Raw genomic sequence first — 14392 nt, forward strand, 5'->3', positions numbered from 1 at the left:
TTGTACACGGGAGGGCAGGTGCGCACGAGATGACGAGAAAGAATCTTTCAACCTGGCACATTGTCTTTCTGTACGCCCTCTTCAGTTTTTTCTGGATTTACCTCTCCGATCGCGCCCTGGAGCAGGTGGCTGATACGCCTTCGGCCCTGTCCCTTCTGCAGACCTACAAGGGTTGGTTGTTCATTGTCCTCACCACGGTGTTTCTTTTTTTTCTTCTTCGTTTTCATCGGCAGGCGGCGGAATGCGCTTCCGGGCAGCTTGCCGAGTCTGAACAGCGCTACCAGGGGATCTTCAACTCCGCCAACGACGCCTTTCTGATCTTTTCCGAGAACGGTACCATCGTGGAGGCGAATGCCCAGGCCTGCCGGATCTATGGCTATCCCCATGAGAAACTCGTCGGGATGCGCGGCCGGGATATCGTGCATCCCGATCATTTGCAGACCTTTGCAGGTTTTCTCAGCGCCGATGCCGCCTCCCTCCGGCAGACCATCCAGTCGGTGGATCTCCGCGCGGACGGAACCCCGTTTGCCGTCGAGGTGCGGGGGGCGATTGTTCCCCATGCGGGGCGGCGGCAGCGGCTGGCGGTGGTCCGGGATGTGAGCTGGGGCAACGAGGCGAAGCGGCAGCTGGCCGAATTCAAGAGCCGCTGGGACCAGGCCATGGATTTTGTCGATGATGCCATCTATCTGGTCTCTCCGGACGACAAGATGGTGCGCGCCAACAAGACTTTTTACCGGCTGACCGGCCTTACTCCGGAGGAAGCCATCGGCATGGATATCACCACCCTTCTCCATCCCCGGGGCGAAACGGAGCCGTGTCCGGTCTGTCTCGCCCGCCGGGAGAGGCGCGACGACACGGTCGTCATGGAGGCGGACCATCCCGACAATCCCTTGGGGCGACCTATTCAGGTCATGGTCAAGATGGTGCGGGATGAGAAGGGGGAGCTGCTCAATGTCCTGATGGGGATACGGGATCTCAGCTCCCTGGCGGAACTGCGCAGGCAAAGCCAGGTGATTGACCAGACCTATGACGCAGTGATCGCCACCTCCCAGGAGGGAAGGATAACCGTATGGAACCAGGGGGCGGAACGGATTTTCGGTTTCCTGCGCGCGGAGGCGATCGGGCAGGATATCGGCAGATTCATCCCTGCTGGGGTGCTTGCCGCCGCGCAGGAAAGTGTTTTCCACGACGGCGGCTCCCTGCATTCACAGGAGGTGGAGTTGTCCTCCCGGACCGGGCGCGGCTTCTTCGCTCATCTTTCCTATGCCGCCCTGCGCGGTGAGGCCGGCAAGAAGGTGGGGATTGTCTATTCCTGCGTGGATATTACCGAGAGACAGAAGGCGCGGGTAGCCATGGGCGAGCAGCTCTGCCTGCTCAAACTCTCCGCCGATGTGGGCATCGCCCTGACCACCGGCCGAAACCTGCGGGGAATCCTGCAGCAATGCTGCGAGGCGTTGGTCAAGGAGCTTGCCGCCGCCTTTGCCCGGATCTGGACGGTGGATGAAACAGCCCGGGATGTGTTGCGCCTGGAAGCCAGTGCCGGCATGTACACCCATCTTGATGGCGCGCACGGTTGTATCTCCATCGACGATACAACGAAGATCGGTAATATCGCCTTCAGCCGCAAGGCGCAACTGACAAATCGCGTGCTCGGCGATCCCCAGGTCACGGAGCAGGAATGGGCCAGGCGGGAGGGCATGGTGGCGTTCGCCGGCCATCCTCTGCTGGTGGAGGGAAGGCTTCTGGGGGTAATGGGCATCTTTGCCCAGCATCCGCTTTCTGACATGGTCTTGCGCTCCCTGGCCGCGGTGGCCGACGAGATCGCCCTGGGCATCGAGCGCAAGAAAAATGAAGAGGCCCTGCGCCGGAGCACCGCGGAATTCGAGGCGATTTTTCACGCCATGCCCGACGGGGTGGTTTTTGTCGACCGCGAAGGGCGGATTGCCATGGTAAACCCCGCTTTTTTAAGTATTTTTGGTTATGAATTCAACGAGCTCGATGGAATGTCCGCGGCGCTGCTCTATGCGGAGCAGGCGGATTATGAAGAACAGGCCCTGCCCGGCGGCGCGGAAACGGGCGGCGGGCAGCTGAAACCCTCTGAGCTGCGTTATCGGCGGAAGAACGGCGTGGAGTTCTGGGGGGAAACCATCAGTGCGCAGGTCCGGGACGATCAGGGCAAGGTTTTTGGTATTCTCGGCATCACCCGCGACATAACGGAACGAAAGATCGCGGAAACGGAAAAGCTCCGCTTTCAGGAGCAGATCCGGCAGACCCAGAAGATGGAGGCCATGGGCACCCTGGCCGGCGGTATTGCCCATGATTTCAACAACATCCTTTCCGCCATCCTCGGCTATACCGAGCTGGCACAGTACAAACTGCCAAAGGGGAGTGAGATCGGAAGCGATCTGGAAAATGTCGCCAAGGCGGGGATGCGGGCCAAGGAGCTGGTGAAGCAGATTCTTGCCTTCAGCCGGCAGACGGAGCATGAGCCAAGACCGTTGGAGATCAGGCTCATTGTCAAGGAGGCGCTCAAGCTGCTGCGGGCTTCGATTCCCGCCAATATCGAGATCAGGCAGGAGATCGGGGAAAGATGCGGGACAGTGTTCGCCGATCCCACCCAGATCCATCAGGTGGTTATGAATCTCTGCACCAATGCCTACCACGCCATGCGGGCCACGGGCGGCATTCTCCGGGTTTCCCTTGCCCAGACGACCCTCGGCAGGGAGCACCCCTTGGTTCAGGATCTGACCCTTGCCCCGGGGGCGTACGTGGAGCTGGTGGTTGCCGACACAGGTTGCGGCATGACGCCCGCCGTGGCGCAGAGGGTGTTCGAGCCCTATTTCACCACCAAGGAGAAGGGTGACGGCACCGGTCTGGGCCTCTCGGTGGTCCATGGGATTGCCAAGAACTGCGGCGGCAATATCACCGTGGAGAGCGAGCCGGGCAAGGGAAGCACCTTCACGGTTTATTTCCCGCTGGCGGAGGGGAGGTCCGTGGCTGAGGAGTCGATCGTCGCCACGCCATTGCCCCGCGGCAGCGGCCGGGTTCTGGTGGTTGACGACGAGGAACCCCTCGCCCTGATGCTGGCCAGGATGCTTGAGGGACTGGGATATACCGTGGCCACCGCCACCAACAGCGGAGACGCGGTCCGCCGTTTTGCCGAGGCTCCCCAGGCCTTTGATCTGGTGATCACCGACATGGCGATGCCGAACATGACCGGCGCCGAGCTGGCGAGGCAGGTTCTGGCAATCCGGCCGGGTATGCCCATCGTGCTCTGCACAGGTTTCAGCGAGGTGATCAACGAGGAAAAGGCAAAGGCCATCGGCATTCGGGAATTTCTCATGAAGCCGCTGCTTTTGGGCGATGTGGCCAAGGCTGTGAGCCGGGCCCTGGCCGGTCCCCGGTAGTTGAAAAAGTCAGCCCGCTCCTCCTCGATACCCGGAGGCTTGAAACGGTGTTCGCTTTGAGGCGGTCTGCCCGGGACTGACCGGGAAACGGTCAGCGGCGCCGTTGGTCTCTGCGGCGGAAAACGGTGAAGGAGTAGGGCTCCGCTCCTTCGACCCGCTCGGTTGACACCGTTACAAAGAGGGCGGGGTCGAAGGCGGGGAAGAAGACGTCTCCTGAAATTTCCCGTGTAAGGACCGAGAGGTGGATTTCTTCGGCCAGGGGCAGGGCTTCTTCGTAAATCTGGCCGCCGCCGGCGATGAAAACCGTCCGGTCATGCGCGCAGAGCGAGAGCGCCTCGGCGAGACTCGCCGCCACCTGACAGCCCGGCGCCTCGTACCCCTGTTGTCTGGAGATGACCACGGTTTTTCGCCCCGGCAGGGGCCGGCCGATGGATTCGTAGGTCTTGCGGCCCATGATCAGCGTATGTCCCATGGTGATCGCCTTGAAGCGTTGCTGCTCTCCGGGGATCCGCCAGGGGATCTCGCCGCCCCGGCCGATGACCCGGTTTTTCGCCATGGCGGCGATGAGGATGATTTTTTGCATCGACTGCTCCGGGGGGGGCGGCTGGCCAATCAGGTCGCGGCCTTCTTGCGTGCTTCGAGCTCTTCCCAGCGGACAAAGGCCTTTTCCAGGGAGTGCTCGATTTCTTCCATGCGCGCTTTCGCCTTGGCGACCGCCGTGCTTTCCCGCTGATAGAGGCCCGGGTCGGCCATCTTCGCAAAGAGTTCCTGCTGTTCCGCTTCCAGGGACTCGATCTGCTGCGGGAGCGTCTCCAGCTCCCGCTCCTCCTTGTAGGAAAGCTTGAGGGATTTTTCCTTTTTCGTTCGTTCCCCCTTTATCGCCTTCTCGGCTTTGCCAGCGGGTGGGGAAACGGTTGCGGGTTCCTGCCGCTGCTGCAGCCAGTCGTCGTAACCGCCCGCGTATTCGACAATCCTGCCCTCCCCCTCAAAAACCAGGGTGCTGGTGACCACGTTGTTTAAGAAAACGCGATCATGGCTGACCAGGAGCAGAGTGCCTGAAAAATCGAGGAGCAGCTCCTCGAGCAGTTCCAGGGTTTCCACGTCGAGATCGTTGGTCGGCTCGTCCATGACCAGGACGTTGAAGGGATGGGTGAACAGTTTGGCCAGGAGCAAGCGGTTTTTTTCTCCGCCCGAGAGGATGGAGACCGGCGAGCGGGCCCTGGCCGGGCTGAAGAGAAAGTCCTGGAGATAGCCGATGATGTGCCGGGGCTGACCGTTGAATATCACCTTGTCGTGGCCGTCGGCCACGTTGTCGGCCACGCTTTTTTCCGGGACGAGCTGCTCCCTGTTCTGGTCGAAGTAGCAGGGCTCGACGCGGGTGCCGAGCTTGATGGCGCCGGATTGGGGGGCAAGGTGGCCGAGCAGCACCTTGAGCAGGGTGGATTTGCCCGCGCCGTTGGGGCCGATGATGCCGATGCGGTCCCCCCGCATCACGGTGGTGGTGAGGTTTTTTATGACGGGTTTGTCGCCATAGTAAAAGGAGACATCCCTGGCCGCGGCCACCAGCCTGCCGGAGCTTTGCGCCTCCTGCAGCTGCAGGGTCACCTTGCCGGTCTGCTGGCGCCTCGCGGCCCGTTCCTTGCGCAGGGCATGGAGGGCGCGGACCCTTCCTTCGTTTCTGGTCCGCCGTGCCTTGATGCCTTGGCGGATCCAGGTCTCTTCCTGGGCCAGCTTCTTGTCGAACTTGTGCTGCTGGCTCTCCTCGGCGGCGAGCAATTCCTCCTTGCGCCGCAGGTAGGTGGCATAGTCGCCGGGCCAGCTTGCCAGGCGGCCGCGGTCCAGCTCCACGATGCGGGTGGCCAGTTTTTTGAGGAGCATGCGGTCATGGGTGACAAAGAGGATGGTGCCGGCGAAATTGAGGAGGAACTCTTCCAGCCAGGTGATGGCGGCGATATCGAGATGGTTGGTCGGCTCGTCCAGCAGCAGGAGGTCGGGTTCGCTCACCAGGGCCCTGGCCAGCAGCACCCTGCGTTTGAGTCCGCCGGAAAGCTCGGCAAAGGGCTGATCCGCTGGCAGTTCCAGGCGGGAGAGGACCATTTCCACCCGCTGGTTGGCCTGCCAGCCGTCCGCCGCCTCCAGGGCATGCTGTGCCTTTTCCAGAGCGTTCAGGCTGGAGTCGGAATGATCGTGGCTGAGTCGTTGGCTGGCGTTGTGGTAGGCGGTGAGAAGTCCGACCAGGGTATCGAGACCCGAGGCAACCACGTCGTAGACGGTGCCGCTGGTGGCCTGGGGCACCTCCTGGCTGAGGCGGCTGACCTTGAGTCCCTTCTGGCGGATGATTTCGCCCCGGTCGGTTTCGATCTCCCCGGCGATGATTTTCATCAGGGAGGATTTGCCTTCTCCGTTGCGCCCCACCAGACAGACCCGTTCCCCGGCCTCTATCTGCAGGTCTATGCCGTCCAGCAGCGGCAGGCCGCCGTAGCTGAGGGCGATCTCCTTGAGGGTGAGCAGTGCCATGGAAAAGAATTACGACTGCGGTCTGGCGGTCGGGCCCCTGCCAGTCGGTCGGCGGCGGCCGCCTGAGGATCTGGGCTTGCCGTGGCTCGGCCGGCGGCCGCCTTCCTGGGAGGGCTCTCTCTTTTTAGCGGGCTTGCTGGGCGGCGGGACTTCCAGCCAGGACGGATCCGGATGGATGCAGGAAAGCTTGTTGCCGATGAACTCCTCGATATCCGGCAGCTGAAAGGAGTCGGACTCGTCGGCAAAACTCACCGAGGTGCCGCTGGCGCCGGCCCGGCCGGTTCTGCCGATGCGGTGCACGTAATCTTCGGCATCGTGGGGCAGGGTGTAGTTGATCACATGGCTTACCCCTTCGATATGGATGCCGCGACCGGCAACGTCGGTGGCGACCAGCACCCGGATCTTGCCGGCGCGGAAATTTTCCAGGGTCTTCACCCGGTTGGCCTGGGAAACGTCGCCGGAGAGGACGGCGCAGCCGATGTCGTAGCGCGCGAGTTTTTCGGCAAGGAAACGGGTTTCGTCCTTGCGGTTGCAGAAGATCATCACCCGTTCCAGGTTCTGGCGGGTGATGATATTGTAGAGCAGGGGGAATTTTTCCCGGCTGGTCACCAGATAGACGAGCTGATCCACCGTCTCGGTGACCACCTGCGCCGGTTCGATGTCCACGGTGACCGGATCCTTGGTCCACTGGGAGGCAAGGTTGATGACCTCCGGGGTGAGGGTGGCGGAAAAGAGCAGAGTCTGGCGTTTGTCCTTGCTTGGAGTCGCGTAAACAATCTGGCGCACATCCGGGATAAAGCCCATGTCCAGCATGCGGTCCGCCTCGTCGATGACCAGAATCTCCACCTGATCGAGGTGCACGTACTGCTGGCGCTTGAAGTCGAGCAGGCGGCCGGGGGTGGCCACGATGATGTCCACATTCTGTTCGGTCACCTGGCGCTGCTGCTTCTGGTAATCCATCCCGCCCAGGATGGCCACCGTGGTGACCGAACAGTACTTGGTAAGCTCGCGGGCGTCCTCGACGATCTGCAGAACCAGTTCCCGGGTCGGCGCCAGGATCAGGGCCCTGGGCGTACCGTGCCGTCGTTTGCCGGGAGGCGTGCTGCGCAGCAGACGGGTGAAGATGGTGAGGAGAAAGGCCGCGGTCTTGCCGGTGCCGGTCTGGGCCCGGCCGGTGGCGTCCTTGCCGGCAAGGGTATGGGGCAGGGTCTGGGCCTGGATCGGCGTGCAGTGGGAAAAGCCCGAGTCAAAGATGGCGTGCATGATCTCGGTGGGCAGATCCAAATCGTGGAAACGGGTTTTGCCTTCCTCCTTGGCCACGACGAACAGGGTGTCGTCCCAGGCTGGAGTCGGTTCGTCCTCCATGGCGGGAGAGGCCTGCGGCCGCAGGTTTTCCGGGATATGCGGAGCGCGCGTCTCCTTCTTCTTGCGCCGGCGGCGGGAACTTGGCGGCATTGCCTCGACGGCGGGTTGATCGACGGCTTCGGGTGTCGGCTTTTTCCGTCCCACCCGCTCCGTGACAAATTGTTTTATCTTGTCGCGGAAACGATTGATGATTTTTCTAACCAAAATAACCTCTCAATTGGGGATCTCACCGTACTGCGGGGGGACGGTTTTTGTCGCCAACCCAATTGTTGGCACTGTCAAAAAAACCGCGATGGCAGCGGGAAGCGAAGGCGACCGGTGACGGGGATCACATTGTAAATAACTGATTTTTGTTGCGGACCAGCCAGTCTTGGTGATTGTTGCGGATCCATCAACACAATTGCATATTAGAAAACAATAGAAAAGATTTTTTCCTTGCCAAATCATGAAAAATTTATTTTAGGGGCCGTTGCGAAAGAGCCGTTATATTTTCCAGCCTTCCGTCATTGCCCATGCCGCAGGTCGGTAGAGGACAAGGCATGTTCGCTGTAAAGGCTGAACGGCGTGTCCACCGTTGAGGTTCTTGCGGGCGGGAAACACTGGTTATTCGTCGAGGGGCGGGAGGAGAGGTTCGGCAAAAAAAAAGAGTTACGGCGGAACCGTGAACTCTGGATGGAAAGTGGTGGGCCGTCGGGGGCTCGAACCCCAAACCTACTGATTAAGAGTCAGTTGCTCTACCAGTTGAGCTAACGGCCCCCATCCTCAATGTTGAGGCAACTTATACACCTTCCGCCGAGGCTTGTCAACCATGTAAGCAAAACTTCTTTTTCCCCGTTTTCTCCCTGGGGAATGGCTGTTTTTCCCCCGGAGAATTCGCAGCTTGCAAGGTGTAAAAGATGCGCGCTTCGTGTATACTGCCCAAAAATGTAATGCGGCTGACTGGTTGTTGTTTTGCTGCCGCGGATGGGTTTTTCAGGATCCTGAGATGAAAGGTCGAGGAGAGTGCCATGAGCAATGTATTGATAATCGGAGCCGGCGGCGTCGGCGGTGTGGTGGCGCACAAGTGTGCGCAGGTGCCCGAGGTTTTTTCAAAAATATGCCTTGCCAGCAGGACCGTTTCCAGATGTGAGAACATCCGGAAATCCGTCAAGGAAAAAACCGGCCGCGATATCGAAATCGCCCGGGTCGATGCCGACAATGTCGCCGAGACCGTGGCCCTGATCAGGAAGGTGCAGCCCAGGCTGGTGCTCAATCTGGCCCTGCCTTATCAGGATCTGCACATCATGGACGCCTGCCTGGAAACCGGGGTCGATTATCTGGATACCGCCAATTACGAGCCGCCGGACGAGGCGAAATTCTGCTACAGGTGGCAGTGGGAGTACCAGGAGCGCTTCAAGGAGAAGGGGTTGATGGGGCTTTTGGGCAGCGGCTTTGATCCGGGCGTGACCAATGTCTACGCCGCCTATGCGGCAAAGCATTATTTCGACGAGATCCATTATATCGATATCCTGGACGCCAATGCCGGCGACCACGGCCATCCCTTCGCCACCAACTTCAACCCCGAGATCAATATCCGGGAGGTCACCGCCAAGGGCAAGTACTGGGAGAATGGGCAGTGGCTGGAAACCGCGCCCCTCAGCGTGAAACAGAGTTTTGATTTCCCCCGGATCGGCCCAAAGAATGCCTATCTCATGTACCATGAGGAGCTTGAGTCCCTGGCGAAAAACATCAAGGGTCTTAAGCGCATCCGTTTTTGGATGACCTTTTCCGACAACTACCTCAAGCATCTGGAGGTGTTGCAGAACGTGGGCATGACCAGCATAGAGCCGGTCTTGTTCGAGGGAAAAGAGATCATCCCCCTGCAGTTTCTGAAGGCCCTGCTGCCCGACCCCGCCTCCTTGGGGGCCCGGACCAAGGGCAAGACCTGCATCGGCAACGTCATGGAAGGTGTCAAGGACGGCAAGCCCCGCCAGGTGTATATCTACAACGTCTGCGACCATGAGGAGTGTTACCGCGAGGTGGGTTCCCAGGCCATCTCCTACACCACCGGGGTGCCGGCCATGATCGGCGCCATGATGATGCTCACCGGCAAGTGGCGGGGCAAGGGGGTGTTCAACATGGAGGAACTCGACCCGGATCCCTTCATGGAGAAGCTCAACCTCCACGGCCTGCCGTGGGAGGTGAAAGAGCTGAAATAAGCGGCCTGCGTGGGCCGCTGGCGGCGAGGCCGTGAACCGGTAACTCTGGACGGGAAAGAATGGGCCATAAGGTAATCAACATCGATTTTGACATCAGCGGAGTGCCGACGCCAAGCTACGTCTGCGATCGGGCCAGCCTGGCCAGGAATCTCGCCATTCTGGCCGGGGTGCAGCGGCGCACCGGCGGCAGGATTCTCCTGGCCCTCAAGGGCTTTGCCATGTTCAGCCTCTTTGACCAGATCCGGGAGGTATTGCACGGGGCCAGCGCCAGTTCCCTTTCCGAGGCGCGCCTGGCCGCGGAAGAGTTCGGCCGGGAGGTGCATGTCTATGCCCCGGCCTATGCCGACGAGGAGTTTGCCGAGATTCTCGGCTGCGCCGACCATCTGGTCTTCAACTCCTTCAATCAGTGGCGGCATTTCCGGGAACAGGTGGCGGCGGCCGGCAAGAAGATTTCCTGCGGCATCCGGGTGAACCCCCAGTATTCCGAAGTGGATGTGGATCTCTACAATCCCTGCGGCCGGTATTCGCGGCTGGGCGTGGTTCGGGAGCAGTTCCGGCCCGAATTGCTCGCCGGCATCGAGGGCTTGCATTTTCATGCCCTTTGCGAGCAGGACAGCGATGCCCTGGAACATACGGTGCAGGCCTTTGAAAAGCGGTTCGGCGAGTTCATCCCGGGCCTGAAATGGGTCAACTTCGGCGGCGGCCATCACATCACCCGGGAAGGGTATGATCTTGACCGCCTCTGCGCCACCATCAGCCGCATTCAGGACAAATACGGCGTCCAGGTCTATCTGGAGCCCGGCGAGGCCGTCGGCCTCAACATCGGCGTCCTGGTCACCAGGGTGCTCGATATCGTGCGCAACGAGGTTGATATCGCCATCCTGGACATCTCGGCCACCGCCCATATGCCCGATGTGCTGGAGATGCCCTATCGGCCGGTGCTCTTCGGCGCCGGCGAGCCCGGCGAATTTCCTCATACCTACAAGCTCGGCGGCCTATCCTGCCTGGCCGGCGACGTGATCGGAGACTTTTCCTTCCCGGAGCCCCTGAAGATCGGCCAGCGGCTGGTCTTTGGCGACATGGCCCATTACACCATGGTCAAGACCACCACCTTTAACGGGGTGCGGCTTCCCAGCATAGTGGTCTGCGATTCCCGCACCGGTAATTTCCAGGTGGTGCGGGAGTTCGGCTACCCGGATTATCGTTCCAGGCTTTCCTGAAAAAAACGGTCGCACGGCCCGTCAATTTTCCGGCGGCGCCAGAGCGAATTCCTTCTGTGCCTCGGCAAAGGGAATGGCAAAGCCGATGCCTTCGGTGTCCGTGAGGGTCATGGTGTTCACGCCCAGCACCTTTCCCGTTTCATCGACCAGTGGTCCGCCGCTGTTGCCCTTGTTGATCGGGGCGTCTATCTGGATAAGGGTTTTTCCCTGATATTCCCTGAAGCCGGAGATGATGCCGGCGGTAACGGTGTGGCGCAGCCCGGCGGGGTTGCCGATGGTATAGATTTTCTGCCCCTGGTTGATCTGGAAGAGTGTTTGCGAGGCGTTTATGTAGGGTGCGTTGTAGCAGTCGATGCCCAGCAGGGCCAGATCGTTGTTGCCGCTGACCTGAAGGGACTCCACCGGGAATTCCGTGCCATCGATCAAGGTCACCTTGACATCGGAGACCCATGAGGAGCGGGCTATCCTGTCCAACTGCTCCTGGGTTTCCTTGTGCAGACCATTATATTTCTCATATTCCCGCCGCCTCTGCTCTATCTCTTCCGCCACCTGCCCATGTACCTGCGGGTTGCTGATCCCGGGAAGCTGGTTTTCCAGATAGGTGATGTTACGGAGCGCCTTGTCCAGTTCCGATTTGAGTTTGTCCGCCTTGGTCTGCAGGTTTTTCAACTTGGCCGCATCGAATTCCACCACATGGCGGTTGGTGATTATCTGGCCGTTGCCGCTCACGAAAAAACCGGAACCGCTGCCCCACGGGGTGCTGATGAAGACCGTGGCGTTTCTGGCCCACTCCAGCCCGTTGTTGGCGGGAAATTTTTTGGCGAGCTGGCCGGCAATGCCTTCCAGGGAGAAATCCTGGTGCAGGGGCGGCCCGGCGGTCGCGGCGCGGACTGTTTCGTCCGGCCGGGGCGACGCCGGGCGCTGTTGCTCCCGGGAGACTTCGGTCTTGCCGTTCTGGGCGGAGTGGCGCGGGGTGGGGGGGGGTTGCAGGAGGTAAAACGCGCCGCCGGCAAGGAGGGCTAGGGCGGCCGCCATTTTCAGCCAGCCCGGGTTGCGGTCGGGGGAGACGGGAGTGGAGAGGATCTCCGCGGGTTCCGCCTTTTTTGCGGCGATTTTTTCCTGGTGTTGCTGATACCTGGCAAAGATGATGCCGCATTTTTTGCATTCAACCGTTTCGTTTTGGCTGTGGCCGCATTTGGGACATTCCATCTGTATTACCCTCCCCGGATCGCTGGCGTGGAATTGTAATTATATTCCCTTCTTCTGGCAGGGAGCAAGGGTCAAAATGCAGTCGGGAAAAGTGAAAGTCCGAAAGGGAAAAGCGAGCTGCCGGTGGCTCATGCTTCAGGGTCTGACCGCGCGTACCACACCTTCCCGGGCGGGGATGTATTTGAATTCAGAGCCTCCGCAGAGGGAATAGGATTCCCAGAAGCCCACCTCTCCATGCTCGGGCTGGCCGCCGGTCCAGTAGTTGTTGTCGATTTCCAGCCGGCAGTCTCCCGCCTGCTGCAAGTCGAAGAGGTTGCAGAGGGTGTAGAGCTCCTCCTTGCTGGGGAGGCGCCAGTCGTCATGGCCGGCCAATTCAAGATTTTCCGCATAGAAACTGGCTTCGTTCCAGTTGTCGAACACCGGGCTGGTTCCCGCCTGCCACATGAGACCGGATGCCTGTTGGCAGGCCCCGTTGCCGAGGTTGCGCAGGGGCAATCGTCTTTCTGCGCCCCGGTTTCCGACGCAGGCATGATGCAGCAGGGCGACGGCAATGAATGTGGCGGTAAGGATGAATTTTTGCATGATTTCCCCCTTTGCCGGCAACCGGCTGTTTTTTTCAGGGTGGATCAGGCGCTGGACCGATTGCAACCTTTTTTTACAAGTTTGTAAGGATGGAAGGGTGGCGGGCATGAAAAAAGCCGGATCCCGGCAGGTTCCGGCTTTTTCGGTTGCGTGGGCAAGGGTGGGCGTGTCAGCGATCCGGGAAGATCAGTCCGTAGCCTGTTTCTCCGTGCAGAGACTTGTCGAGGCCTTCGAGTTCGCCCTGGCTGTCGATGCGGAATCCCACGGTTTTCTCAACGACAATACAGATGATGGTGGTGGCGACCGCGGCAAGGGCGATGGTGACTCCCATGCCCAGGAGCTGGATTTTTAACTGGTCAAGGGCGGTCCAGGTCCCGCCTGTCGCTGCCGAAGCCTTTTCCATCCAGCTGTCCCGAATAAAAAAGGAAAGCAGCAATACGCCCAGGCCGCTGCCGACCCCGTGGATGCCGAAACAATCCAGGCTGTCGTCATAGCCGAGTTTCATCTTCATGATCAGTGCATAGTAGCAGAGCAGGGAGGAGGCGGCGCCGAGAATGAGGGCGCCTGTCGGCTGCACAACGCCAGCAGCCGGGGTGATGACCACCAGGCCGGCAAGGATGCCGGAGACAAAGCCCAACGAGGTGGCCTTGCGGAAGGCAACCGCCTCGATGATCAGCCAGGTGAGGGCGCCGCTGGCCGCGGAAATCTGGGTCATGGTCAGGGCCCGGGCGGTGTCGAGGCCGCTCTGGACGGTGGACCCTGCATTGAAGCCATACCATCCCACCCAGAGCAGTCCTGCGCCCATCATGGTCATGACCAGATTGTTGGGGTGCATGGCGGTTTTCGGGTAATCGCGCCGGGGGCCGAGGAAGATCGCCACCACCAGGGCGCTGACGCCTGCGGAAACATGGATGACCAATCCGCCGGCAAGGTCGATCACCCCGTTTGCGCCGGCGTTGAATAGCCAGCCGTCCGGAGCCCATATCCAATGGCAGAGGGGGGTGTAGACCAAGAGGAACCAAAGGACGATGAAGAGTGTGTAGCCCCGGAAGTAGACGCGTTCGGCCAGGGCACCGCTGATCAGGGCCGGGGTGATGATGGCGAATTTGCCCTGAAACATGGCGAGCACATATTCGGGAACGCCGTTGGTAACCATGTCGTCAATGCCACGCAGGAAAAAGTAATCCGGATTCCAGCCGATGATGCCCCCCAGGATGCTCTTGCCGAAGGTAAGGCTGTAACCGCAGACCACCCACAGGACACCGATGACCGCCATGGAAACAAAACTGTGCATCATGGTTCCGAGTACATTCTTGGTGCGGACCAGGCCGCCGTAAAACATGGCCAGACCCGGGATCATCAGCAGGACAAGGGCGGTGGAAATGAGCATCCAGGCGGTGGTGCCGCTGTCCACCGGTTGGCAATCAGCGGCCCAGGCAAGATTCGGCATGAACAGGGCGCTCATGCCGGCATGAAGAGTGAGGAACAAGCGTTTTCCCATGGAGAGCTCCTTTTGCCCGCAGGTTTTGAGGTTGTCGTTGAAAGGGAAGATTTCGTAGCGAAAATCATGCCACAAGGGGGTGCTATGTTTATCCTCTTGTGAATACGACTTTTTTGTGCTTTGTTGTCCTCCCCCTCACTTTATTTTGTATACAAATACGTAAGTAATGGCGCGATGTTTCACGTATTTGTATATTTTTTTTGCGGAAATGACTCCTGGCAGGCCAGTGATGCCGATGTTGAATTGGGAGGAATATTTTTTTCATGGTGGGGCAGATTTTTTTTAGTATGTAAAAACAAACTGTTGTCTTCTGAATCGGGGGAGATTTCGTAGTATTTAGGTATTGACCGGTCAGGAAATTAGTGCGATGCTGTTTCCCAAAGATTGGGCATG

9 protein-coding genes and 1 tRNA gene are annotated in these 14392 nt (G+C 59.8%); 3 read left to right on the plus strand and 7 right to left on the minus strand.

Translation table 11 applies throughout. The features are described 5' to 3' along the window. Positions 1–29 precede the first annotated feature (29 nt). Positions 30–3407 (plus strand): hybrid sensor histidine kinase/response regulator, encoded by a 3378-nt coding sequence (locus tag ACUUL3_RS01040; protein WP_448553753.1) that lies wholly within the window; start codon positions 30–32, stop codon positions 3405–3407. A gap of 91 nt (positions 3408–3498) precedes the next feature. Here the strand turns inward: ACUUL3_RS01040 and ACUUL3_RS01045 are convergent, their stop codons facing one another. The 4 genes from ACUUL3_RS01045 to ACUUL3_RS01060 all read right to left on the minus strand — a co-directional run bounded on the left by ACUUL3_RS01045 (position 3499) and on the right by ACUUL3_RS01060 (position 8045). Beyond that, the gene (locus ACUUL3_RS01045) at positions 3499–3990 is read right to left on the minus strand and encodes a dihydrofolate reductase (protein ID WP_448553755.1); all 492 of its coding nucleotides are present in this window, start codon (positions 3988–3990) and stop codon (positions 3499–3501) included. Between the two features lie 29 nt (positions 3991–4019). After that, a complete protein-coding gene (locus tag ACUUL3_RS01050; protein ID WP_448553757.1) occupies positions 4020–5924 on the minus strand; it encodes an ATP-binding cassette domain-containing protein in 1905 nt (634 codons plus the stop codon). A 9-nt stretch (positions 5925–5933) separates the two neighbouring features. Next, on the minus strand, positions 5934–7493 hold the full coding sequence (gene rhlB, locus ACUUL3_RS01055; RefSeq protein WP_448553758.1) for an ATP-dependent RNA helicase RhlB: 1560 nt from the start codon (positions 7491–7493) through the stop codon (positions 5934–5936). Between the two features lie 476 nt (positions 7494–7969). Continuing rightward, positions 7970–8045 (minus strand) — tRNA-Lys (locus tag ACUUL3_RS01060). A gap of 251 nt (positions 8046–8296) precedes the next feature. Here ACUUL3_RS01060 and ACUUL3_RS01065 point away from each other — a divergent pair. Next, on the plus strand, positions 8297–9487 hold the full coding sequence (locus ACUUL3_RS01065; protein WP_448553760.1) for a saccharopine dehydrogenase family protein: 1191 nt from the start codon (positions 8297–8299) through the stop codon (positions 9485–9487). Positions 9488–9546: 59 nt separating this feature from the next. Next, complete coding sequence (gene nspC / locus ACUUL3_RS01070; RefSeq protein WP_448553762.1) at positions 9547–10707, plus strand: carboxynorspermidine decarboxylase; 1161 nt, start codon at positions 9547–9549, stop codon at positions 10705–10707. 21 nt (positions 10708–10728) lie between these two features. Here the strand turns inward: nspC and ACUUL3_RS01075 are convergent, their stop codons facing one another. The 3 genes from ACUUL3_RS01075 to ACUUL3_RS01085 all read right to left on the minus strand — a co-directional run bounded on the left by ACUUL3_RS01075 (position 10729) and on the right by ACUUL3_RS01085 (position 13999). Then, positions 10729–11916 (minus strand): trypsin-like peptidase domain-containing protein, encoded by a 1188-nt coding sequence (locus ACUUL3_RS01075; RefSeq protein ID WP_448553764.1) that lies wholly within the window; start codon positions 11914–11916, stop codon positions 10729–10731. A gap of 135 nt (positions 11917–12051) precedes the next feature. Beyond that, a complete protein-coding gene (locus ACUUL3_RS01080) occupies positions 12052–12498 on the minus strand; it encodes an Lcl C-terminal domain-containing protein (protein ID WP_448553766.1) in 447 nt (148 codons plus the stop codon). A gap of 169 nt (positions 12499–12667) precedes the next feature. Further along, positions 12668–13999 (minus strand): ammonium transporter, encoded by a 1332-nt coding sequence (locus ACUUL3_RS01085; RefSeq protein WP_448553768.1) that lies wholly within the window; start codon positions 13997–13999, stop codon positions 12668–12670. Positions 14000–14392 lie beyond the last annotated feature (393 nt).

Source organism: Thiovibrio sp. JS02 (genome assembly GCF_053485635.1).

What these genes read in the sequence shown, in the direction of transcription:
- ACUUL3_RS01045 (WP_448553755.1), bottom strand. Translation starts at nt 3,990, where the DNA reads ATGCAAAAAATCATCCTCATCGCCGCCATGGCGAAAAACCGGGTCATC.
- ACUUL3_RS01040 (WP_448553753.1), top strand. Translation starts at nt 30, where the DNA reads ATGACGAGAAAGAATCTTTCAACCTGGCACATTGTCTTTCTGTACGCC.
- ACUUL3_RS01075 (WP_448553764.1), bottom strand. Translation starts at nt 11,916, where the DNA reads ATGGAATGTCCCAAATGCGGCCACAGCCAAAACGAAACGGTTGAATGC.
- nspC (WP_448553762.1), top strand. Translation starts at nt 9,547, where the DNA reads ATGGGCCATAAGGTAATCAACATCGATTTTGACATCAGCGGAGTGCCG.
- ACUUL3_RS01080 (WP_448553766.1), bottom strand. Translation starts at nt 12,498, where the DNA reads ATGCAAAAATTCATCCTTACCGCCACATTCATTGCCGTCGCCCTGCTG.
- ACUUL3_RS01085 (WP_448553768.1), bottom strand. Translation starts at nt 13,999, where the DNA reads ATGGGAAAACGCTTGTTCCTCACTCTTCATGCCGGCATGAGCGCCCTG.
- ACUUL3_RS01065 (WP_448553760.1), top strand. Translation starts at nt 8,297, where the DNA reads ATGAGCAATGTATTGATAATCGGAGCCGGCGGCGTCGGCGGTGTGGTG.
- ACUUL3_RS01050 (WP_448553757.1), bottom strand. Translation starts at nt 5,924, where the DNA reads ATGGCACTGCTCACCCTCAAGGAGATCGCCCTCAGCTACGGCGGCCTG.